Source organism: Streptomyces sp. BL1, assembly GCF_057628045.1.
In genome coordinates this window covers 4503792-4526144 of the sequence record NZ_JBXYWZ010000002.1, presented here as the reverse complement: position 1 = coordinate 4526144, position 22353 = coordinate 4503792, and the positions used below count along the sequence as shown (strand labels likewise).

At 72.6% G+C, this 22353-nt stretch carries 18 protein-coding genes; 10 read left to right on the top strand and 8 right to left on the bottom strand.

All coding sequences use genetic code 11. The annotated features are described in order from the left end of the window. Positions 1–27: 27 nt before the first annotated feature. The 3 genes from AC3AGO_RS19980 to AC3AGO_RS19970 are packed head-to-tail and all read right to left on the bottom strand — an operon-like array spanning position 28 to position 2972. On the bottom strand, positions 28–816 hold the full coding sequence (locus AC3AGO_RS19980) for an SDR family NAD(P)-dependent oxidoreductase (protein ID WP_487821586.1): 789 nt from the start codon (positions 814–816) through the stop codon (positions 28–30). Continuing rightward, the gene (locus AC3AGO_RS19975) at positions 817–1743 is read right to left on the bottom strand and encodes a TIGR03619 family F420-dependent LLM class oxidoreductase (RefSeq protein WP_487821585.1); all 927 of its coding nucleotides are present in this window, start codon (positions 1741–1743) and stop codon (positions 817–819) included. Continuing rightward, positions 1743–2972, bottom strand: coding sequence for an amidohydrolase family protein (locus tag AC3AGO_RS19970; protein WP_487821584.1), 1230 nt, complete (start codon positions 2970–2972; stop codon positions 1743–1745). Before AC3AGO_RS19970 ends, AC3AGO_RS19975 begins: the two co-directional genes overlap by 1 nt. 274 nt (positions 2973–3246) lie before the next feature. Between AC3AGO_RS19970 and afsR the strand changes: the two genes are divergently transcribed. Both afsR and AC3AGO_RS19960 read left to right on the top strand, forming a co-directional pair. Further along, on the top strand, positions 3247–6198 hold the full coding sequence (afsR, locus tag AC3AGO_RS19965; RefSeq protein WP_487821583.1) for an SARP-family global regulator AfsR: 2952 nt from the start codon (positions 3247–3249) through the stop codon (positions 6196–6198). A 303-nt stretch (positions 6199–6501) separates the two neighbouring features. Beyond that, positions 6502–6672 carry a hypothetical protein gene (locus tag AC3AGO_RS19960; protein ID WP_487821582.1) on the top strand — a complete coding sequence of 57 codons (171 nt, stop codon included), beginning with the start codon at positions 6502–6504 and terminating at the stop codon, positions 6670–6672. Positions 6673–6881: 209 nt separating this feature from the next. On the opposite strand, the gene AC3AGO_RS19955 is transcribed toward AC3AGO_RS19960, so the two are convergent. Further along, positions 6882–7592 carry a GOLPH3/VPS74 family protein gene (locus AC3AGO_RS19955; protein ID WP_487821581.1) on the bottom strand — a complete coding sequence of 237 codons (711 nt, stop codon included), beginning with the start codon at positions 7590–7592 and terminating at the stop codon, positions 6882–6884. A 57-nt stretch (positions 7593–7649) separates the two neighbouring features. Further along, on the bottom strand, positions 7650–9281 hold the full coding sequence (locus tag AC3AGO_RS19950; protein ID WP_487821580.1) for a FadD3 family acyl-CoA ligase: 1632 nt from the start codon (positions 9279–9281) through the stop codon (positions 7650–7652). A gap of 99 nt (positions 9282–9380) precedes the next feature. Here AC3AGO_RS19950 and AC3AGO_RS19945 point away from each other — a divergent pair, with 99 nt between their 5' ends. From AC3AGO_RS19945 to AC3AGO_RS19930, 4 genes are all read left to right on the top strand, one after another. Beyond that, positions 9381–10550: a lipid-transfer protein gene (locus AC3AGO_RS19945; protein WP_487821579.1), complete on the top strand. Its 1170-nt coding sequence runs from the start codon at positions 9381–9383 to the stop codon at positions 10548–10550. A gap of 177 nt (positions 10551–10727) precedes the next feature. Next, positions 10728–11183, top strand: coding sequence for a Zn-ribbon domain-containing OB-fold protein (locus AC3AGO_RS19940; protein ID WP_487821578.1), 456 nt, complete (start codon positions 10728–10730; stop codon positions 11181–11183). After that, complete coding sequence (locus tag AC3AGO_RS19935; RefSeq protein WP_487821577.1) at positions 11180–12004, top strand: enoyl-CoA hydratase/isomerase family protein; 825 nt, start codon at positions 11180–11182, stop codon at positions 12002–12004. The genes AC3AGO_RS19940 and AC3AGO_RS19935 overlap by 4 nt, the downstream gene beginning before the upstream one ends. A 158-nt stretch (positions 12005–12162) precedes the next feature. Beyond that, on the top strand, positions 12163–13026 hold the full coding sequence (locus tag AC3AGO_RS19930) for a hypothetical protein (RefSeq protein WP_487821576.1): 864 nt from the start codon (positions 12163–12165) through the stop codon (positions 13024–13026). Between the two features lie 109 nt (positions 13027–13135). Here AC3AGO_RS19930 and afsK read toward each other — a convergent pair whose 3' ends face one another. Then, a complete protein-coding gene (gene afsK, locus AC3AGO_RS19925) occupies positions 13136–15787 on the bottom strand; it encodes a protein serine/threonine kinase AfsK (protein ID WP_487821575.1) in 2652 nt (883 codons plus the stop codon). Between the two features lie 322 nt (positions 15788–16109). Between afsK and AC3AGO_RS19920 the strand changes: the two genes are divergently transcribed. After that, positions 16110–16757 carry a TetR family transcriptional regulator gene (locus AC3AGO_RS19920; protein ID WP_487821574.1) on the top strand — a complete coding sequence of 216 codons (648 nt, stop codon included), beginning with the start codon at positions 16110–16112 and terminating at the stop codon, positions 16755–16757. Between the two features lie 22 nt (positions 16758–16779). Here the strand turns inward: AC3AGO_RS19920 and AC3AGO_RS19915 are convergent, their stop codons facing one another. Next, complete coding sequence (locus tag AC3AGO_RS19915) at positions 16780–17250, bottom strand: nitroreductase family deazaflavin-dependent oxidoreductase (protein WP_487821573.1); 471 nt, start codon at positions 17248–17250, stop codon at positions 16780–16782. Continuing rightward, a complete protein-coding gene (locus AC3AGO_RS19910) occupies positions 17250–18515 on the bottom strand; it encodes an acyl-CoA dehydrogenase family protein (RefSeq protein ID WP_487821572.1) in 1266 nt (421 codons plus the stop codon). The genes AC3AGO_RS19915 and AC3AGO_RS19910 overlap by 1 nt, the downstream gene beginning before the upstream one ends. Before the next feature lie 118 nt (positions 18516–18633). Here AC3AGO_RS19910 and AC3AGO_RS19905 point away from each other — a divergent pair, with 118 nt between their 5' ends. The 3 genes from AC3AGO_RS19905 to AC3AGO_RS19895 all read left to right on the top strand — a co-directional run bounded on the left by AC3AGO_RS19905 (position 18634) and on the right by AC3AGO_RS19895 (position 22296). Continuing rightward, positions 18634–19824, top strand: a complete 1191-nt coding sequence (locus AC3AGO_RS19905; protein ID WP_487821571.1) for a thiolase C-terminal domain-containing protein — start codon at positions 18634–18636, stop codon at positions 19822–19824. A gap of 340 nt (positions 19825–20164) precedes the next feature. Beyond that, positions 20165–20851, top strand: a complete 687-nt coding sequence (locus AC3AGO_RS19900) for a GntR family transcriptional regulator (RefSeq protein ID WP_487821570.1) — start codon at positions 20165–20167, stop codon at positions 20849–20851. 149 nt (positions 20852–21000) lie between these two features. Continuing rightward, positions 21001–22296: an MFS transporter gene (locus AC3AGO_RS19895; protein ID WP_487821569.1), complete on the top strand. Its 1296-nt coding sequence runs from the start codon at positions 21001–21003 to the stop codon at positions 22294–22296. The last annotated feature ends 57 nt before the right edge of the window (positions 22297–22353 follow it).

Sequence of the window (22353 nt, the reverse complement as noted above, 5' to 3'; positions counted from 1 at the left end):
GATGCCCCGTCAGAAACAGGGGGCTGACTAGAAGAGCTGGACCCCTGCCAGCCAGCCGCCGTCGACGACGAACGGCTGGCCCGTGACGTACGAGGAGTCCTGCGAGGTGAGGAACAGCGCGAGGCGCGCGACCTCCTCGGGGCGGCCGGCGCGGCCCTGCGGGACGACCTTCGCGTACAGCGCGTCCATCGCCGCCTGCGAATCGTCATCGACGGCGAGGCCGTTCTCGGCGGCCTGCGCGGGGTTGCTCATGGGGGTGTCGATGGCGCCGGGGCACAGGGCGTTGACCCGGATGCCCTTCGGTGCGAACTCCAGTGCCGCGACGCGGGTCATGCCGAGGATGGCGGCCTTCGTCGCCGCGTACGCCGTGACGAACTGCATGCCGGTGAGCGCCACATAGGAGGCGGTGTTGACGATCGTGCCGCCGCCCGCCGCCTCGATCTCGGGTGCCACGGTGCGCATGCCGAGGAAGCAGCCGATCTGGTTGACGTCGACGACCTGCCGGTAGTCCTCCAGCGTGGTGTCGGTCAGTTCGGAGAAGCGCAGGATGCCCGCGTTGTTGATCAGCCCGTCGATCCGTCCGAAGCGTTCCTTCGCGGTGGCGACGGCCGCCGTCCAGTCCTCCTCCGTGCGCACGTCCATGTGGACGTACGCGGCCCGGTCGCCCAGTTCCTTGGCCAGCCGGCTGCCCTGGTCGTCGAGCACGTCGCCGAGGACGACGTTGGCGCCCTCGGCCACGAACAGCCGGGCCTCCTGCTCTCCCTGACCGCGTGCCGCGCCCGTCACCAGGACGGTGCGGCCCTCCAGCTTGCCCATTCAGACCTCCTGCAGGTGCGGCGCGACGTCCGCGGCGAACGCGGCCATCTGGTCGGTGAGTTCGGTACGGCTGCGGCTGCGGAACCTGACCTGGATCTGGTCGACGCCCATCGCCGCGTACGCGCGCAGCGACTCGGCCAGTGCCGCGGGTTTGCCGGTGAGCGCGTGCCGGCCGGTGTCCCACGCCGGTTCGCCGACGTACAGCGGCTCGGCGATCGCGCCGACCGTGACCGGGTCGGTGATCCCGGCCTCCGCGCGCAACTGCCGCAGCCGGGCGATCTGGCCGGGCAGCCGGTCGCGGGGGTCGCCCTGCGGCAGCCACCCGTCGCCCCGTACGGCGGCCCTGCGCACCGCGGCCGGCGAGGAGCCGCCCACCCACAGCGGGGGCCGCGGCGTCTGCGCGGGCCGGGGCCGCTGGCCGAGGTCCGAGAAGGCGTACCGCTCCCCGGCGAAGGAGGGGAACTCCTCCTCGCCGAGTGCCGCCTTCAGGGCGTCGAGGGTCTCGTCGAGTACGCGGCCGCGCCCCTCGAAGTCGGCGCCGAGCGCCTCGAATTCCTCCCGTACGTGCCCGGCCCCCACGCCCAGGATCAGCCGCCCGCCCGACAGGTGGTCGAGCGTGGCGTACTGCTTGGCCGTGGCCAGGGGGTGCCGCAGCCCGACCACGGCGACGTGGCTGAGTAGCCGTACCCGTTCGGTGGCCGCGGCCAGGAAGGCGAGGGTGGCGACGGGGTCGTACCAGACGGTGCTCATCGCGGACGCCAACCGCCGGGGGATGGCGACGTGTTCACAGCAGGCGATGTACGCGAACCCGCTGCGGTCCGCGGTCCGCGCCATTTCCAGCAGGTCCCCGGGCCCGGCGGACGCCTCCCACGGCTCCGCGTAGATCGCGCTCTGCGACTGGACCGGCAGCTGTATGCCGTACTCCACTACGCACCCCCAGGGCCGGCCCACAGCCCCTCGGGGGTCAGGCCCAGCAGGTCGATGGCGTTGCCGCGCACGATGCGCTCGACCACGTCCGGCGCCAGGTGGCCCATCTGCGCCTCGCCGACCTCCTTCGACTTCGGCCAGGTCGAGTCGGAGTGCGGATAGTCGGTCTCGTAGAGGACGTTGGGGACGCCGATGGAGTCGATGTTCTTCAGTCCGAACGCGTCGTCGAAGAAGCAGCCGTACACGTGCTGCGCGAACAGCTCCGAGGGCGGGCTCAGCACCTTGTCGGCCACACCGCCCCAGCCGCGGTTCTCCTCCCAGACCACGTCGGCGCGCTCCAGGATGTAGGGGATCCAGCCGATCTGTCCCTCCGCGTACATGATCTTCAGGCCGGGGAAGCGGTCGAACTTGCCGCTCATCAGCCAGTCCGTCATGGAGAAACAGCAGTTGGCGAAGGTGATGGTGGAGCCGACGGCGGGCGGCGCGTCGGCCGAGGTCGACGGCATGCGGCTGGAGGAGCCGATGTGCATGGCGATGACGGTGCCGGTCTCCTCGCAGGCGCGCAGGAACGGGTCCCACTCGTCGCCGTGGATCGAGGGCAGCCCCAGGTGCGGGGGTATCTCGCTGAAGCACACGGCCCGTACGCCCCGCGCCGCGTTCCTGCGCACCTCGTCCGCGGCCAGCTGCGGGTCCCACAGCGGCACGAGGGTCAGCGGGATGAGGCGGCCGCGCGCCTCGGGGCCGCACCACTCCTCCACCATCCAGTCGTTGTACGCGCGCACACCGAGCAGCCCGAGTTCGCGGTCCTTCGCCTCGGTGAAGGTCTGGCCGCAGAACCGCGGGAAGGTCGGGAAGCACAGTGCGGACTGGACGTGATTGACGTCCATGTCGGCCAGCCGGTCGGGGACGCTGTACGAACCGGGGCGCATCTGCTCGTAGGTGATGGCCTCCAGCCGGACCTCGTCCCTGTCGTAGCCGACGGCCGTGTCCAGCCTGGTCAGCGGGCGGTGCAGATCCTCGTACACCCACCAGTCGGCGATCGGCCCCTCGTCTCCCCGCTCGCCCATCTTCGGGGCGAACTTCCCGCCCACGAAAGTCATTTCCTTCAGCGGGGCTCGGACGATGCGCGGGGCCGTGTCCTGGTACTTCGACGGGATCCTGTCCCGCCAGACGTGGGGCGGCTCGACCGTGTGGTCGTCCACCGAGATGATCTTCGGGAAGGTCTCCATGGAACATCACGGTAGCGCCGATCTGACGATGCGTCAGCTCCTGTGTCGGGCGCGAAATTTGACGACCTGGTGGAGGTCCGGGCGAAGAGGCCGGTACGGAGCTGACGCAAACGCTCGCGACAAGGCAAACTGACCCCCTGCGGTTCCTGCGACACCCCGGGGCGAGCCCCGGACCCCCAGCGGGAGCGGCAGACCGGCAAGGGCTCGGGAACGGCATCGCGAGGACACCTGAGCACGCCTGCGGTGATGTGGAGCGCACGACCCAGGGGGCACGATGAGCACCGAGGAGCAGACGGGACGCGAGCACGGTCCCGTGCAGCGGGGCGTCCGGCTGCGCTTCGCGCTGCTCGGACCCGTCCGCGCCTGGCGCGGCGACCGCCCCCTCGACATGGGATCACCCCAGCAAAGAGCCCTGCTGGCTGCCCTGTTGCTGCGCGGCGGGCACACCGCGACCGCCGAGGAGCTCATCGACGCCCTGTGGGGCGAGGAGCCGCCCAATCAGGCCAAGGCCGCGCTGCGCACGTACGCCTCCCGGATCCGCAAGGCGCTGGGTGACGACGCCGAGCTGATGGTCAGCGAGTCCGGCGGATATGCCGTACGCACCGGCCAGGACGTCCACCTGGACGCCGACGCCGCGCAGGCCCTCGCCGTCGACGCGGAGAAGGCCGCCGCGGCGGGCGACCGCTGCCGGGCCCGCCAGCTGTACGACGAGGCGCTCGCCCAGTGGGAGGGCGAGCCCCTCGCCCACATCCCGGGTCCGTACGCGGAGAACCAGCGCACCCGCCTGGAGGAGTGGCGGCTCACCCTGCAGGAGCACCGCCTCGACCTGGACCTCCAAGTCGGCTGCCACGCCGAGGCCGTGGGCGAGCTCACCGCGCTCACCGCCGCGCACCCGCTGCGCGAGCGGCTGCGGGAACTGCTGATGCTCGCCCTGTACCGCAGCGGACGCCAGGCCGAGGCCCTCGCCGTGTACGCCGACACCCGGCGGCTCCTCGCCGACGAGCTCGGCGTCGACCCGCGGCCCGAACTGGCCGACCTCCAGCAGCGCATCCTGGAGGCCGACGACAGCCTCACGCACGCCCCCGAGGACGCCGGCGCCGTCGCCACCCCGGCCGTGCCCGCGCAACTTCCGGCCACTGTCAGCGATTTCACCGGGCGCGGCGCGTTCGTCTCCGAGCTCGGCGAGCAGCTGGCACAGCCCGACGGCACGGTGATGGCGGTCTCCGCCGTCGCCGGCATCGGCGGCGTCGGCAAGACCACCCTCGCGGTGCACGTCGCGCACGCCGCCGCCGAGCACTTCCCCGACGGCCAGCTGTACGTCGACCTCCAGGGCGCGGGCGGCGCCCCCGCCGACCCGGAGGCCGTGCTCGGCTCCTTCCTGCGCGCCCTCGGCTCCCCCGAGTCCGCGATACCGGACGGCGTGGAGGAACGCTCCGGCCTGTTCCGCTCGCTGCTCGCCGGACGCCGCGTCCTGGCGCTGCTCGACAACGCCAGGGACGCGGCCCAGGTCCGGCCGCTGCTGCCCGGCACCGGCGGCTGCGCCGCGCTCGTCACCAGCCGCGTCCGCATGGTCGACCTGGCCGGAGCGCACCTCGTCGACCTGGACGTCATGAGCCCCGACGAGGCGATGACGCTGTTCACCCGGATCGTCGGCGAGGAACGCGTCGGCGCCGAACGGCAGGCCGCCATGGACGTGGTGGGCGCCTGCGGCTTCCTGCCGCTGGCCATCCGCATCGCCGCGGCCCGCCTCGCCGCGCGGCGCACCTGGACGGTGTCCGTCCTCGCCTCGAAGCTCGCCGACGAACGCCGCCGCCTCGACGAGCTCCAGGCCGGCGACCAGGCCGTCAAGGCCACCTTCGAGCTCGGCTACGGCCAGCTGGAGGCCGAACAGGCCCGCGCCTTCCGGCTGCTGGGCCTCGCCGACGGCCCCGACATCTCCGTCGGCGCCGCCGCCGCCATGCTCGACCGCGGCCAGGACCACACCGAGGACCTTCTCGAAGGCCTCGTCGACACCTCGCTCCTGGAGTCGGCGGCCCCCGGCCGCTACCGGCTGCACGACCTCGTACGCCTCTTCGCCCGCGCCTGCGCCGAACGCGACGAACAGCCGCCCGCCGAACGGGAGGCGGCGCTCTCGCGGCTGCTCGACTTCTATCTGTCGACCGCCACGAACGTGCACGCCCTGGAACGCCCCGGCGAACGCCTCGTCGAGCACCTGGAGCCGACCGACCACCCGGGCGTCTCCTTCGACGGCCAGAGTGATGCCGTCGACTGGCTGTTCGCCGAATCGGTCTGCTTCCTGGCCTGCGCACGGCAGCTGTCCGGCCCCGCCACCCTGCGGCGCGCCGTCGACCTGCTGATGGCCACCAGCGACCTCGCCGAGGCCGGCGTGAACATCCGGCAGTACGAGCAGGCGGCGCAGGCTCTGCAACGCGCCGCCCACAGTTACGAGGACACGCACGCGGAGGCCCGCGCCCGCTCCGTGCTCACCGGACTCCACCTCACCACGGGCAACTTCGACGAGGCCGACGAGCAGGCCAGGATGGCGGGAGTCCTCGGCACCGCGGCGGGCGACCCGATCTCCTCCTCGTACTCGCTCAACGACCGCGGCATCGTGGCCAATTACCAGAACCGGAACCAGGAGGGGCAGGACTATCTGACCCGCGCCCTGGAGACCTTCCGCTCCTACGACAACAAGCCCTCGGAGGCCAGCGCCCTCTGCAACCTCTCCCGGCTCTACCTCAACGTGGGCCGCAAGGACGAGGCCGTCTCCCTCGCCGAGCAGGCGCTGACGATCTACCGGCACCTCGACGTCTCGATGCGCCTGGCCAACGGGCTGTACGCGTACGGCGTCGCGCTGACCGCCGTGCACCGGCGGGGCGAGGCACTGGACCGGTTCAACGAGGCGCTGGAGATCTTCCGGCAGAGCCGCCAGCACCTCTGGGAGGGCATGACCCACTTCCGGCTCGCCGAGGTGCACCTGGCCGCCGACGCGCCGGCCTATGCCGCGTCCGAAGCGGAACGCGCCCTCACCAAACTCCGCGGCATCGGCGGATCCTGGCGGCACGCCAATGCGTTGACCGTCCTCGGCAGGGCACTCGACGCGGTGGGCCAGCCCCGCCGCGCCCACGCCTGCTGGCACGAAGCCCTCGGCGCATACGAGGAGTTGCGCTCCGAGAAGGAGGCGGAAGAGGTCCGCGGCCTGCTGAAACAGCCCGCCGCCTCCTGACCGGGACGCCCGCGGACCGGGCGTTCGGGACGCCCGCGCGAGGCCCGCTGTCGGCCGCCTCGGTGCCGACAAGCGGACGTTCATCAATCGTTTATCGCCGCCCGGCAAGCTCTATTCCATCGATCCGGCGCTTCGGGGGGCAGGCGGATCGACGGGGGAAGACCGCACGTACCACCTGAGGTCTGCGGTTCTGGAGCGCCCGTCCGGCGGCCCACGGGGGAGCCGCTGGGCGGGCCCTGCCAGTCAACGGGGGCCCATCGGTGCGCTCTGCCGACCAATCCACACTCCGAGGAGTTGGCCACCATGAGTACACACGAGAAGAAGACCGAGTCCGGTGAAGACCTGACGACGCAGGACCGGCACACGACCGACGAGCCCGTCGAGACCGCGCCGGAACCGCAGCCCGAGGAGCCCGAGGGCGGCACGAGCACCGGCACCGAGGACCGGCACACCACGGACGAGCCGGCCAAGTAGGCCCGCCCACCGGTCCGCTGTCACGGGGGACAGCAACGGGGGACAGCACGGGGGAACAGCAACGGGGGAAGGTACGGGGGAACAGCACGGGGGACAGTACGGGGGCCGCTGCCGACGGCGGGAGGGGGAGCTGTCGGCAGCGGCCCCCGTCGTCGCGCGCCCGGAACGTACCGCCGTTCAGCCGCCCGCGGGACTCAGGCGCACAGCGCTCAACTGCCCGTCGTCATCGTGGTGGTGACCGTCGTCGTCAGCACCGCCGCGATCAGCGCCGTCTGCACCGATTCGATGACCTTGCCGACCGCGGCACCCGCCCAGTGCCCCTCCGCGATGTCCTTCATCCGCTGCTGCCCCTGCTTCAGCTCCGCACCGGACGCGTCGGGGAAGGCGAGCCCGGCGAGCTTCGCGCCGTGCAGGACGCCGATGAGCGCCCCGAGCCGGTCGTCCGGCTCCCCGCCGCCGAGCACCACCGACGACAGAGATGCACGCAACTCCCGCTCCGCGGCGCCGTCGGCCTCCGGATAGCGCGTACCGGCGGGGATGACGCCGAGGAACTTCTTCCGCTCCTCGCGCACAAAGCCCTTGTCCACCAGGCTCGTCCGGGTCGCCTCGACGCACTTGCCCGCCGTCAGGAAGATCCAGTCCTTCGGCTTCTGCGGCTTGGAACCCTTGCCGTCCCGCTCCGCGACGCGCTCCAGTACGAGGTCGGCCGCGGCGTCCCCGACGGGCTCGGCGTCCCGCAGCAGGACCCGTCCTTCCCGGTCGCCCTCCTCGCCGACGGCGATCCGCCCGGCGAGCGCGAGCTCGGTGAGCACCGCGCCCGCGACGGCGTAGTGCACCGAGGACTGTTCCCTGGCCACCCCGCTCTCGTCGTCCAGCGACAGCAGCATGATCTGTTCACCCAGGGTGGCGGTCGTCTCCATGGAGCCGACCCTACGTGCGGGACCCGCCGCGGTCAGCCGGGCGGCACCGTTCCCGGCTCAGCCGGACAGCACCGTTCCCGCCTCGTGCGCCCGGCGCCGCGCGCGCAGTTCGGTCTTGAGCACCTTGCCGCTCGCGTTGCGCGGCAGCTCGGGGACGAACTCCACCTCGCGCGGCACCTTGTAGTTGGCCATCTCCCGCCGCGACCAGGCGATCACGTCGTCCGCCGTGAGGGCCGCCGCGTCCGGCCGCCGTACCGCGAAGGCCTTGCCGACCTCCCCGAGCCGCGGGTCCGGTACGCCGACGACCGCGACGTCGGCGATGTCCGGGTGCCGGCCCAGCAGTTGCTCTATCTCGGCCGGATAGGCGTTGAAGCCGCCCACGATGAACATGTCCTTGATCCGGTCCGTGATCCGCAGATTGCCGTCCGCGTCCAGCACGCCCACGTCGCCCGTACGCAGCCAGCCGTCCGGTGTGACGGCCCGCGCGGTCTCCTCCGGCTCCTCGAAGTAGCCGGACATCACGTGGTATCCGCGCACCAGCACCTCGCCCGGCTCCCCCGGCGGCAGGGCCCTCCCGTCCGTGTCCGCGACCCGGACCTCCGTGCCCGGGATCGCCCGCCCCGACGTACCGGCGATCACCTCAGGCGGGTCCCCGCGCCGGCACATCGTGACCGTTCCTGCGGCCTCCGTCAGCCCGTACGCGGTGAGCACCGTCCCCACCCGCAGCTCGGCGCGCAGCCGCGACACGAGCTCCAGCGGCACCACGGCTGCCCCCGTCACCACGAGCCGCAGCGCGGAGAGGTCGTGCCGGTCGCGGTGCGGGTGGTCCAGGACCGCCTGGTGCAGCGTGGGCGGGCCCGGCAGCACACTGACGCGTTCCTCTGCGATGTTGGCCAGCGCCGTGTCCACGTTGAACACCGGCTGCGGGATCATCGTCGCGCCGCGCGTGAGGCAGGCGATGATGCCGGCCTTGTAACCGAAGGTGTGGAAGAAGGGGTTGACGATCAGATAGCGGTCCCCCTCCTCCAGGCCCGCCAGTTCGGCCCACGTGTCGTACACCCGGAGCGTCTGCGCATGCGTGATCACCGCACCCTTGGGGTGGCCCGTCGTACCGGAGGTGAAGGTGATGTCCGAGGGGTCGCCCGGGCCGACGGAGGCGGCCCGTTCCCGTACCCGTTCGGGAGCCACCCCGTCCGCGCCGGCGAGGAACTCCCGCCAGGTGCGGAACCCTTCGGGCGCGTCGTCGGAGAGCACCACCGCCTCGCGCAGGTGCGGCAGCCCCGGCAGCGGCCCGTCCCCGTCGCCCTCCGCCGTGGCCCGGCGCAGCGACGCCACGTACGAGGTGCCGAGGAACGTGCCCGTCACGAACAGCAGCCGGGCCCGCGTACGGTCCAGCACGTAGGCCGCCTCGGCGCCCTTGAAGCGGGTGTTGACCGGCACCAGCACCCCGCCCGCCGTGACGGCGCCCAGCGCCGCGGTGATCCAGTCGGCGGTGTTGGGCGCCCAGACGGCGACCCGGTCGCCCGGTTCCAGACCGGCGGCGAGGCACGCGGCGGCGGCCCGCTCGACGCGGCGGCCGAGCTCCGCGTAGCTGATCCGGGTACGGCCCTCGACGACGGCCTCGCGGTCCGCGTACTGCTCGGCCGCCGTCCGTACGAGGTCCGGAATGCTGGTCACGGAGCCGTCCATCGTTGCCCTCCTGCCGAACGCCGCACGCTAGCTGACTATCCGTCAGATTAGCTGTAGCCTCCCGCACTGTCAGCAGTCCGGATACGCACGGAGGTGGCGATGGGGGCAACGGGACTCACCACAGGGCTCAAGGACGCGACAGCGATAGCCGGCATCGGACAGACGGCATTCGGCAAGAAACTCCCCGAACCGGAGAAGACCCTCGCCTGCCGGGCGATACTCGCCGCGCTCGACGACGCCGGCATCGCGCCCGCCGAGGTCGACGCCTTCGCCTCGTACACCATGGAGGAGACCGACGAGGTCGAGGTCGCCAAGTCCATCGGCGCCGGCGACGTCACCTTCTTCTCCAAGACCGGCTACGGCGGCGGCGGTTCGTGCGCCACCATCGCCCATCTCGCGGCCGCCGTCGCCACGGGCCAGGCCACCGTGGGCGTGGCCTGGCGCTCGCGCAAACGCGGCTCGGGCGCCCGGCCGTGGAAGAACACCGCCGTCCAACTGCCCACCCCCGCACAGTGGACCCGCCCCTACGGACTCCTGCGCCCCGCCGACGAGATCGGCATGCTGGCGCGCCGCTACATGCACGAGTACGGGGCGACGCGCGACCACTTCTTCAACGTGGCCCTCGCGTGCCGCAACCGCGCCAACCAGAACCCCGACGCGATGATGTACGAACGCCCGCTGACCCGCGAGATGTACATGAACGCGCGCATGATCAGCGAGCCGCTCTGCCTCTTCGACAACTGCCTGGAGACGGACGGCGCGCTGGCCTGCGTCATCGTCTCCGCGGAACGCGCCCGCGACTGCCGCCAACGGCCCGTCTACGTGCACGCCGCGGCCCAGGGCCTGCCGGCGCAGCACCACGGGATGGTCAACTACTGGAACGACGATCCGCTGACCGGCCCCGCCTGGACCGCCGCCCAACACCTCTGGAAATCCGCCGACTTCGGTCCACAGGATGTGGATGTCGCGCAGATCTACGACGCGTTCACCCCTCTCATCCCGCTCTCCCTGGAGGGCTACGGCTTCTGCGGCCGCGGCGAGGGCGCGGCCTTCACCGAGGGCGGGGCACTGGAACTCGGCGGACGGCTGCCGCTGAACACCTCGGGCGGCGGCCTCAGCGAGGCCTACGTACACGGCTTCAACCTGATCAACGAAGGCGTGAAACAACTGCGCGGCAACGCGACGGCCCAGGTCCCCGACGCCGGAACATGCCTGGTCACAGCAGGCGAAGGCGTCCCCACCTCAGCCCTCCTACTGCGCACCCCATAAGGGGCGCGGGGAACTGCGCAAACCCCAGCGGAACCGCAGCCGCACCGCGCAAACAGGGCCGCGAGCAACGGCGCAGATCAGGGGCGCGGGGAACGGCGCGAATAAGGGGCGCGGGGAACGGCGCACACCAGCCCGACCACGCGACAAACCGCAGCCCGCACAACGAAAGGCAACCACATGACGGAACCCGTCACCGAAATACTGTCCCCCGTCCAGGACGAAGACGGCGCCCCGTTCTGGCACTACACCGCCGAAGGCGAACTCCGCATACAGGCCTGCGCGGCACCAACGTGCCGAGCGCTCCGCTTCCCGCCCCGCCCCTGCTGCCCGCACTGCCAGTCCTTCGACAGCGAGTGGCGCCGGATGAGCGGCCGCGGCCGCATCTGGTCGTACGTGTTCCCGCACCCGCCCCTGCTCCCCTGGTACGCGGAGCAGGCCCCGTACAACGCCGTTCTCGTCGAACTGGCCGAGGCCCCGCACGTCCGGCTCGTCGGCAATCTCGTCGCGGCGCCGGACGCCCCGCTGAACTCCGTCTCCCCCGAGAAGCTGCGCATCGGCGCCCCGGTGAAGGTCACCTTCAGCCGCCTCCCGGACGGCACGCACCTCCCCCGCTGGCTGCTGGAGCGCCCGTGACCGCGGCGTCCGCCCAGGAGGGGGCGCGGGACGACGCGACGCCCGGCGTCCGTACGGAGATCGCGGACGGCGTCGCCACCGTCACCCTCGACCGCCCCGCGAAGCACAACGCCATCGACCTCGCCACGGCACGCGAACTCGCCTCCGTGTGGCGGAAGTTCCGCACCGATCCGGACGTCCGCGCCGCTGTGCTCACCGGCGCCGGCGGCAAGGCGTTCAGCACCGGCATCGACCGCGCGGCGGCCGAGGAAGCGGGCAAGGGGCAGCCGCACTCCCCCTACTCCCTCGACGACCCCCTGCTCACCATCGGCCCCAAGGCCAACGATCTGTGGATCCCCGTGATCGCCGCGGTCGAGGGCATGGCCTGCGGCGGCGCGTTCTATCTGCTGTCCGAGGCCGAGTTCGTCATCGCGTCGGAGAACTCCTCCTTCTTCGACCCGCACACCACATACGGCATGGTCAGCGCGTACGAGTCGATCAGCATGGCCCTGCGGATGCCGGCAGGGGAGGCGGCCCGGATGGCGCTGATGGGCACGGCGGAGCGGATCTCGGCCCGCCGCGCGTACGAGACGGGCCTGGTCTCCGAAGTGACGCCGGAGGGCGGCGCGTTGGCCGCGGCCCTGGACTGCGCCACCGTCCTGGCCTCCTACCCCCCGCAGGCCGTGCAGGGCACGGTGCGGGCCCTCTGGTCGGCACAGGAGGCCGCCCGTACGCAGGCGATGGCCCAGGCCCCCCATCTGATCGCCCTGGGCAACCTGCCCCCCTCGGATCAGTCCTCCCTGTTCACCGCGCGCGTCCCGCACGGCCACCGCCTCCGCTGAGCACCGGCCGGCCCGCGGCCGCACGGGGGCGGACCCGGCGCGGGGTCCCGCGTCCGGACCGCCCGCCACCGGCCAGCGGTGGCGGGCCCCAGGCCCCCGGCTTAGCGTCTGACGCAGGACGACGGCAGGAAACACCCCAGAAATGGGAGGTAACGGACATGATCCGGAACATCCTCGGGTCCCTGCTCGCCCTCATAGGAGCGGCGGCCGCCGTATTCAGCCCCTTCCGTCCTTGGTACGACGGCCGCCTCGGGCGCGACTACCGGCTGGAGCAGCTGTTCACGACTGACGGCTTCACCTCCGCCCAACCGCCGCTGTTCTACGGCCTGTTCCTCCCCATGGCCTTCGCGGCCCTGGTCACGCTGGTCGCCGTGGTGCTGCGCTCCCGCTGGCTCACCGTCCTCGCCGCCCTGATCGTGCTGGCCACGACCGTGCTGTGGTTCATCCAGCAGGAGCGGACCTCCAACGGCCTCTACATCGCACGCGGCGAGGGCGTCGGGGACGGCGCGGCGAGCGCGGCCGCCGGCGGTCTGGTGCTGCTCGTCGCCGCGGTCGTGATGCGCGGACGCCGCAAGGGCCGCCGCAGGGACCGCCGCCCGGAGGAGGGCGCCCCCGTGGACCGTCGCGAGGCACGGCACGACGACCCGTACGCCGGCACCGACGTGCCGCCGACGCAGCCCACCCTGGTACGCGCCCCGCACGCGGACGCGCCGCCGCCGGAGGAGCGCCTCTGGTACGGCACGGGCGCCATGCCCCAGGCCGGCGGCCCCGACCGGCCGGGTCAGCCCGCGCAGCCGCCGCAGCAGCCCGAGTTGTCGGAGACGGAACGTACGCAGTACATCCCGCCCATCGGCGGCGAACCGTGGCCACCCGACCCGCAGGACCGCGCGGGCGCCGCCCCGGCGGGCAACGGCGAGGCCCAGCCGTCCGAGCCGGAATCCGAGGACCGCACCCAGGTGATCCCCCGCATCGGCTCCTCCCCGGAAGACAACGACAAGGGCAACCACCGCAACGCAGCGTAAGACCCCGAGAAAAGGGGCGCGGGGAACTGCGCGATCTTTTAGGGGCGCGGGGAACGGCGCAGATCAGGGGCGCGGGGAACTGCGCAAACCCGGCCCGCCCGCGGCACCGCTACGCGCTACGGCTCTGTCCCGTCCCCTTCGCCGCATCCAGCGCGTACACACAGCGGTCCTTGCTGCACGCGTACACGACACCGTCGGCGACCACGGGCGAACCGGTGATCTCACCGCCCGTGGCCAGCTTCCACCGCATCTGACCACCCACCGCGTCCAGCGTGTACAGACAGTGGTCGGCGGAGCCGAAGTGCACGCGCCCGTCGGCGACCACGGGGGCGCCGACCACGTCGCCGCCCGCCGCGTAGCGCCAGCGGGGAGTGCCGCTGACCGCGTCGAGCGTGTACAGCGCGCCGCCGCTGCCGAGGTGGATGAGACCGTCGGCGACGATCACCGGCTCGGTGGAGTGCCGCGCCTCGGTGGCGATGCGCCAGCGGTCGTGGCCGTTGGCGGCGTCGATGGCGTAGACCGTGCCGAGGTAGTCGGCGAGGTAGATGCCGCCGCCGGTCACCGCGGGGCCGGGCGCGAACGCCGGGGCGCACAGGAACGCGGCGGGAGCGTCGAACCGCCACCGCTCCGCTCCGGTGGCGCCGTCCAGCGCGAACACCCTTGATCCGGCGCACACATAGACCACGCCGTCCGGCGCCGCCGTGACCCGCACGGGAACGCCGCCGGTCACGGAGACGTCCCCGACCGGATACGACCAGCGTTCCGTGCCGGTACGGACCTCGATGGCGTACAGCCGGCCGTCGCCCCAGGCGTAGACCGTGCCGTCCTGCAGGACGGGCGCCGCCTCCGGGGTCTCGAAGTCGGCCTGCGCGCCGGTGAGTTCCCACAGCTTGCCGCCGCTCGCGGCCTCCCACGCCTGGACGCCGCCGCCGCGGGTCGCGGTGACGACGGCGCCGTCCCCGGTCTTCAGCGCGTACACCCAGCCGTCGGTGGCCAGCCGCCAGTGCTCGGCGCCGTCCTTGGCGTCGAGCGCGTACAGGCTGGGACCGTCCGAGGCGTGCACCTTGCCGCCGTCGACAGCCATCGACCAGGCGACCTCGCGGGTCTTGAACTGCCGCCGCCCGCTGGCCACATCGAGCGCGTGCACCTCGAACGAGGTGACGTACAGCAGCTCGTCGGCGACGACGGGCGTGCCCCACACGTCGTTTGACATCCGGAACCGCCACGGCCGCCAGCGCTGCCGCTGCTCCGGTACGGCCTCCGCACCCTGCGCCGGACCCGGCGCCGGCGGGCTCGAAGGAGGCGGCCCGGCGGGCGGGTTGTGCGGCGCGGAGTGCGGATTGCTGTGCGGGGCCTGCCCGTTGGGCGGCCGCACCCAGCCGGTGCCGGGCCCGGCACCGGTGGCGCGCTGGTCGTCGGTACGGCGCGGGCCCGGGCCGATCGGCACGTGCGAGCCGGGCAGCCGTACGGGCCCGCCGTCGCCCGGCTCGGGCGGCGAGGCGGGCGGGGCCGTGGGCGGTGCGGCGACGGAGCCGGCGGGCGCGCCCGTGCCGGTCTGCGAGATCGCGGCGGGGCCGCCGGGCCCCCCGGGAATGCCGTGGCCCTGCTGCCCGTGCGCCGGGCCCTGGCCGTGGCCGTGCGGAGGCGCGTGCCCCTGCGCGGGCCCGTGGGTCTGCCCCTGGTGCTGGTGCTGCGCGGGCGACTGCTGCGGCGCCTCGGACGGCGGCGAGGGCGGCCGGGGCGGAGGCGCGGGCATCGCCGCCAGGTCGGGCCCGGCGGACGGTGCGGCGGCGGACGGTGCGGCGGCGGACGGTGCGGCGGCGGGGGCGGCCGCCGCGGCGGGCGCGGGGCGCTGCGCGGAGGGGCGTACGCCGCGTTTCCGCTCGATGAGCGCCACGGCGCCGCCCGGCAGCCAGGCGGAGGCCGTACCGCTGTCGTCGCCGCCGGACGAGAAGAGGTGCGGCGCGAGCTGCGTCTGCAGGTCCTCGGGGCTGGGCCGCTCCTCGGCCGCCATACGCATACAGGACTCGATGAGCGGACGCAGATCCTCCGGCATGCCCTCCAGATCGGGGCCCTCGCGCAGCAGCATGAAGACGGTCTCGACCGGATTCGCGCCGTGGAAGGGCGCGTGGGCCGTCGCCGCGAACACGAGGGTGGAGGCCAGCGAGAAGATGTCGCTGGCACCCGTCACGCTGCGCGAGTCCCTGGCCTGCTCGGGAGACATGTAGGCGGGCGTGCCGACGGCGACGTTCGTCATCGTCAGCCGGGTGTTGGAGACCCCCGACGCGATGCCGAAGTCGATGACGCGCGGCCCGTCCTCGACGACCAGCACGTTGGACGGCTTCAGATCGCGGTGGACGAGGCCCGCACCGTGGATGGACTGCAGCGCCTCGGCGACGCCGGCCGCGAGCCAGCGCACAGCCTGTGTGGGCAGCGGTCCGCACACATTGACTATCTCCTCGAGGGAGGGCGCGGGAACGTACGCGGTCGCCAGCCAGGGCACGGCAGCGCGCGGATCGGCGTCCACGACGGCCGCCGTGTAGAAGCCGCTGACGGCCCGCGCGGCCTCGACCTCGCGCGTGAACCGCACGCGGAACAGCTGGTCCTCGGCGAGTTCGGTACGCACCGTCTTGATCGCCACTCGCCGCCCGGACGCCGAGCGCGCGAGGTAGACCAGCCCCATGCCGCCGGCACCGAGTCGGCCGAGCACCTCGAACGGGCCGATCCGCCGCGGATCGTGCTGCGTCAGCTGCTCCACCACTTGCCTGCCACCTCCCCGTAGGGGCTCATCGACTTCCGCCCCGTGCAGCTTCTCACTGCCGTGCTGGATCCCGTGGTCCGAGGCCGATTCTTCCTGGCGAACCCGGCGGTTGCGAACCCGGGGGCGCCCCGGACGTGTCTTCGCCTCAGGGAACTGCACACCATCTCGGGATGAGTCCGGCATTCCCCCGTACGGCGCGGAATGCGCGGCGGTTCAGTGTCCCCGGAACGGGTTCTGACGGGCCGTCCGCCAGTGCCCCGCCTTCGCACCCCATTTGCATGCGTCGGATCGCGCCAGGATCACCCCTCGGTAAGCTGACGGCATGACAGGACAAGTTCGAACCGTCGACGGCAGAGTAGCCGGGCGCCGCGGGCAGGCGACGCGGCAGAAGCTGCTCGAGTGCCTCAGCGAAATGCTCAGCTCGTCGCCGTACCGCGACGTCAAGGTGATTGATGTCGCGCGGAAGGCGGGCACGTCACCGGCGACGTTCTATCAGTACTTCCCCGACGTCGAGGGTGCGGTGCTGGAACTCGCCGAGAACATGGCACAGGAGGGGGCGGGCCTCACCGAACTGGTCGAGGGGCGCTCCTGGTCGGGCAAGGCCGGCTGGCAGACGGCCGAAGAGCTGGTGGAGGGTTTCCTCTCCTTCTGGCGCAAGAACGACGCGATCCTGCGCGTGGTCGACCTGGGCGCGGCCGAGGGCGACAAGCGCTTCTACAAGATCCGCATGAAGGTCCTGAACTCGGTCAACAACTCGCTGACCGAGTCCATCAAGGACCTTCAGGCCAAGGGCAAGGTCGACAAGGACACGAACCCCGCGGCGATGGCGGGTTCTCTGGTGGCCATGCTCGCCTCGGTGGCGGGGCACCAGAAGGGCTTCCAGACCTGGGGAGTCAAGCAGTCGGAGCTGAAGCCGAGCCTCGCGCTGCTGGTGCACCTGGGCGTCACGGGCAAGAAACCCACCAAGTAGTACGCACGATCCCGGTAGCGCGTCAGCGCCGTTCCAGCCGGAAGAGCCGGATCCGGCGCTCGATGCGGGCCTGGTAGTTCGCCCACGGAGGCCAGAACGCCAGCGCCGCGCGCCACGCCTCCTCCCGTTCCGCGCCCTCCAACTCCCGTGCCCGCACGGGGATTCGGGCTCCACGCCAGCTGATCTCCGCCTCGGGGTGGTGGCGCAGGTTCGCGGTCCAGGCGGGGTGGTCGGGCTTGCCGAAGTTGCTGCCGACCAACAGCCAGGACTCCTCGTCCCGTTCGGGCACACACGCCAGCGGGGTACGGCGGGTCCTGCCGCTCTTGGCACCGGTCATGGTCAGGATGAGGCTCGGCAGCATCTGGTCGCTGAGCATCTTCCTGCCGCGTGTGACGCGGTGCACCGCGCGGTCCAGCGCGGGCACGACGTACGGGGCGACCCGTGCGAACCCCTTCGACGACGACACTTTCTGCACCATCCGCATGGTGTTCATCACGCCTCCTGCCGGGATTCCTGAAGGGGGCCGAACAGTCCTGCGCGGACTGCCGCACGGTCGCGCAGCCGGTGGGGCGGACCGAACAACAGGTCGTCGGCGGCGGCTCGTTTGAAGTAGAGATGCGCGTCGTGTTCCCAGGTGAAGCCGGTGCCGCCGTGCAGTTGCACGGCTTCGCCCGCGGCGAGCCGCTGTGCCTCCAGCGCCTGCGCGAGGGCCAGCGCGCCGCCGCCCTCCGGGTCCCACGCCGCGTAGTAGGCGGCGGAACGGGCGGACTGGAGCTGGACGTACACGTCGGCGAGACGGTGCTGGAGCGCCTGGAAGGTGCCGAGGGGTCGGCCGAACTGTTCGCGGTTGCGGACGTGTTCGAGGGTGCGCTCCAGGGCGCCCTCGGCCGCGCCGGCGGCTTCGGCGGCGAGCAGGGCCGCGGCACGCGCGCCGGTACGGGCGAGCGCGGTGCGTACGGGGTCCGGGGCGGTGGCGCCTTCCGCGTGCGGGGATTCCACGTCCGGGGATTCCGCGTCGGATTCCGCGTCGGGGCCGAGGAGTTCGGCGGGGGTGTCGCGGAGTTCGACGCGGGCGGCGGGGCGGGTCTCGTCGAGCGTGGTGTGGCGGGTGCGGGTGAGACCCGCGGCCTCTGCTGTACGGACGAGGAAGAGGCGGGCGCGGGGGCGGGTGTAGCCGCCGGTGTGCGCGGCGACGAGCAGCAGGTCCGCGCCGTGGCCGCCGAGGATCTGGTCGGCCTCGCCGAACAGGCGCCAGTGGCCGTCGGTTTGGCGGGCCTGGATGCCGCCGGCGCGGCCGCCGCCCGCCCAGTCGCCGCCGCCCACTGCCGTGTCCGCGTCGTCGGCGGTGAGGCCGAGCGCCGCGGTGAGAGCGGGGCCGGGGAGGGTGAGTGCGGCGGTCGTGGCGCCGGAGGCGAGCGGGGGCAGCAGCGCCGCCCGCTGCGCGGGGGTGCCGAGGGCGAGGAGGAGCGGGGCGCACAGGACGGCGGTACCCAGCAGGGGCGAGGGCAGCAGGGCGCGGCCCGCTTCCTCGCAGGCGAGGGCGAGTTCGACGGTGCCGCAGCCGGCACCCCCGTACTCCTCGGGCAGGGCGAGGCCCGGCAGGCCGAGCTGTTCGGCGAGGGCGAGCCACAGGGCCTCGTCGTAGCCGGACGGCGTGGCGGCGGCGGACTTGACGTCGTCGGGGCCGCACCGTTTGGCGAGCATGTCGCGCACGGTGCGCCGGATGTCGTCCTGTTCGTCGGTGAACGCGGTGTCCATCGGCACCTCCCCTTCATCTGACGGGCCGTCATGTTAGGGACAGGGAGGCGAGATGCACAGGGTCGCGGTCGCCGTGACGCAGTTTCCGGTCACAAGTATCTGATGTACCGTCAGATTTATGGCCGATACCGCTGTTCGCTCACGTGGGTCACGCAAGGTCGCCGTCGCCGGGGTCGCACTCTCCGACACGGGACGGGTGGACGAGGCGACGCCGTACGCGCTGCACGCACAGGCCGCACGGCGCGCGCTCGCCGACTCGGGGCTGGGCCGGGAGGTGATCGACGGCTTCGCGTCCGCGGGACTCGGCACGCTGGCACCCGTGGAGGTCGCCGAATACCTGGGGCTGCGGCCCACTTGGGTGGACTCCACCTCCGTGGGCGGGTCCACGTGGGAGGTCATGGCGGCGCACGCGGCCGACGCGATCGCCGCGGGGCACGCCAACGCGGTGCTGCTGGTCTACGGTTCGACGGCCCGCGCGGACCTGAAGGCCGGACGGCGCACCGGGGAGCTGTCCTTCGGGGGGCGCGGGCCGCTGCAGTTCGAAGTCCCTTACGGGCACACCCTGGTGTCCAAGTACGCGATGGCCGCACGGCGCCATATGCACCAGTACGGGACCACCCCGGAACAGCTCGCCCAGGTCGCGGTGCAGGCACGGGCGAACGCCGGGCCGAACCCGGACGCCATGTACCGGGAGCCGATCACGGTCGACGACGTACTGTCCGGACCGGTGATCGCCGACCCGTTCACCAAACTGCACTGCTGCATCCGTAGCGACGGGGGCTGTGCTGTGCTGCTCGTCGCGGAGGACCTCCTCGCCGACACGGCCAAGGAGCCGGTGTGGGTGCTCGGTTCGGGCACGGCGGTGTCGCATGCGGCCATGTCGGAGTGGGAGGACTTCACGGTCTCCCCCGCCGCCGAGTCGGGCCGGCAGGCCTTCGGGAGAGCCGGCGTCCGGCCCGACGAGATCGATGTCGCGGAGATCTACGACGCGTTCACCTATATGACGCTGGTGACGCTGGAGGACCTGGGCTTCTGCGGCAAGGGCGAGGGCGGCGAGTTCGTGGGCAAGGACCGGCTGACGGTGGGCGGCGCGCTGCCCGTGAACACCGACGGGGGTGGGCTCTCGGCTTGCCATCCCGGGATGCGGGGGCTGTTCCTGCTCGTGGAGGCGGTGCGGCAGGTGCGGGGGGAGGCGGGTGAGGGGCGTCAGGTGTCCGTACGGGGCGGCGGGGCGCCGCGGCTTGCGGTTGCCTCTGGGACGGGTGGGTGGTTCTGCTCGTCCGGGACGGTTGTCTTGGGTCGCGACTAGCGCTCCGTTGGGAGCGCCGCGCCGCTTCGTGTGGGTTGCGGGTGGGTTTTGCGGGTGCGGTTCCGCTGTGGGTTTGCGCCGTTCCCCGCGCCCCTTGTTCGCGCCGTTCCCCGCGCCCCTTGTTGCGCAGTTCCCCGCGCCCCCTACTGGGCCGATTCGTGTGCCCCTCGGGAGTGTCGAGCGGGTGCGGTTCCGCTGTGGGTTTGCGCAGTTCCCCGCGCCCCTTGTTCGCGCCCCTTGTCTGCGGCGTTTCCTGCTCCTCTTCGGTGTGGGCGGGGACACAGCAGTGAAATCGCTTCTTGTATCTGTGCTTGTATCTATGGCTGTTACGGTCGTTGTCATGTCTGGGGATAGTGGTGCCGGGGACGGTGGGGGTGCGATACCGGCGGCGGACCGGGTGTACGCGTTCGCCAAGGAACTGATCATCAGCGGGGAGCTGGCCGGCGGGAGCCTGATCAGCGAGGGCGAGATCGCCGAGCGGACCGGGCTGAGCCGGACCCCCGTACGGGAGGCGTTCCTGCGCCTGCAGAGCGAGGAACTGCTGCGGCTCTTCCCCAAACGGGGCGCCGTCGTCGTCCCGATGCCGCCGGACGAGGCCGAGAACGTCCTCGAACTGCGGGAGGCGCTGGAGTGCGCCGCCGCGCAGCGGATCCTGCGCACTGACGACGAGACGCTCGCGCAGCGCGTGGAGGCACTGCGCGCGGGGCTGCGGGAACAGTCGGAGCCGGCGCGGCAGGCGGACATCGCCGCGTTCGCGCGGGCCGACGAGATGTTCCACCGCTCGATCGTCACCGCGGCGGGCAACACGCTCGCCGAACGGTTCTACGCCTCACTCGGCGACCGGCAGCGCCGCATGGCGGCTCGTGCGCTGCCGCCCCGCGCACAGCAGTTGGACGTGCTGGTACGGGAGCACACGGCGCTGGTCGACGCCCTCGCGGCGCGGGACGCGGACGGGTTCGCGGAGACCCTGCGGGCCCATCTGACCGCCACCCACCGGGCGTTCGGCATGGCCGCACCGCCCTCCTGACAGGCGCGGCGGTCAGCACACAGGACAACAGGCATCAGCCGGCGGACCACCGCGCGGCGCCGCGAGGAGGCGGCCCGCCGCGGGGCGCGGCTGCGCGCACAAGCACGAGTACGAGCACAAGCACGAGCACGAGCACGGACAGGGAACTCATGAGTATCGGAGGGCGGGCCGTCGCGGGCCCGGCGCGGGGCTGGCCGCTCGCGGTGGCGGCGATGTTCTGCTGCGGCTGGGGCGGCAACCAGTTCACGCCGCTGCTGCTGATGTACCGGCAGCTGGGCGGCTATTCGGAGGTGACGGTCGACGCGTTCCTCGCGGCCTACGTCATCGGCCTGGTGCCGGGGCTGCTGGCCGGCGGGCCGCTGTCCGACCGGTACGGGCGGAAGCCGCTGATGATCGCGGGCACCGTGCTGTCCATCGTGGCGAGCGCCGTACTGTCCTGCACTCCGGCCGGCCAAGTCGCGCTGTACGCGGGCCGGTTCCTCACCGGGATCGCGGTCGGCATCGCCATGGCCGTGGGCACGAGCTGGGTGAAGGAGCTGTCCCAGCCGCCGTACGACGCGAAGGCCGACGCCGGTTCCGGCGCACGGCGCGCCTCGCTCGCGCTGACCGGCGGCTTCGGTCTCGGCGCCGGCGTGGCCGGTGCGCTGGCGCAGTGGGGGCCGTGGCCGATGGTGCTGCCGTACGCGGTGCACGTCCTCGTCACACTGCCCGCGCTCGTCGTGCTGCGGCGGGCGCCCGAGACCCGTACCCCCGCTCCCGTGCGCGGCGGCCTCCTCGGCGATCTGAGGGTGCCCGCCGCGGGCCACCGCCGTTTCCTGCGCGTGGTGCTGCCGATGGCGCCGTGGGTGTTCGGCGCCGCGGGCATCGCGTACGCCGTGATGCCGCAGCTCGTCGCCGACCGGGTCGGCCACTGGGGGCTGGCGTACGCGACGCTGCTCACCGTGCTCACGCTCGGCACCGGCGCCCTCGTGCAGCCGCTCGCGAAGCGGCTGGGGGCGCGGTCGACGGCGCACGCGATCCTCGTGGCGATGGGTCTGGTGGCCGTCGGCATGGCGGTGTGCGCCGCCAACGGCGCCGTCCTGTCCCCGTGGCTGGGCCTGGCGGGTGCGCTGATCCTCGGCGCGGGCTACGGAATCGCCGTGGTGTCCGGGCTGTTGGAGATCCAGCGCATCGCGACCCCCGACGACCTGGCCGGGCTCACCGGCGTCTACTACGCGGTGACCTACACCGGCTTCCTGGTGCCCGCGGTGCTGGCGGCGCTCTCCTCGTACGTGCCGTACTCCGTGATGCTCGGTGCCCTGTCGGTGCTGGCTCTGGGGTGCCTGTTGCTGATCGCCTTGTCTGTGCGGACGGTGCCCGTGCCGCCGCCTGCGGCGGGTGGGGTTGTCGCACGGTCTGCGGGTTCCTCGGAGGCCGACGGGGAGCGGGTCGGGCCGCGCGGGTAGCGCGTGGCTCGCGGGGCGCGTGTGCCTCTTCGGGTGCCCCCTGGGGTGGGGTCGGCG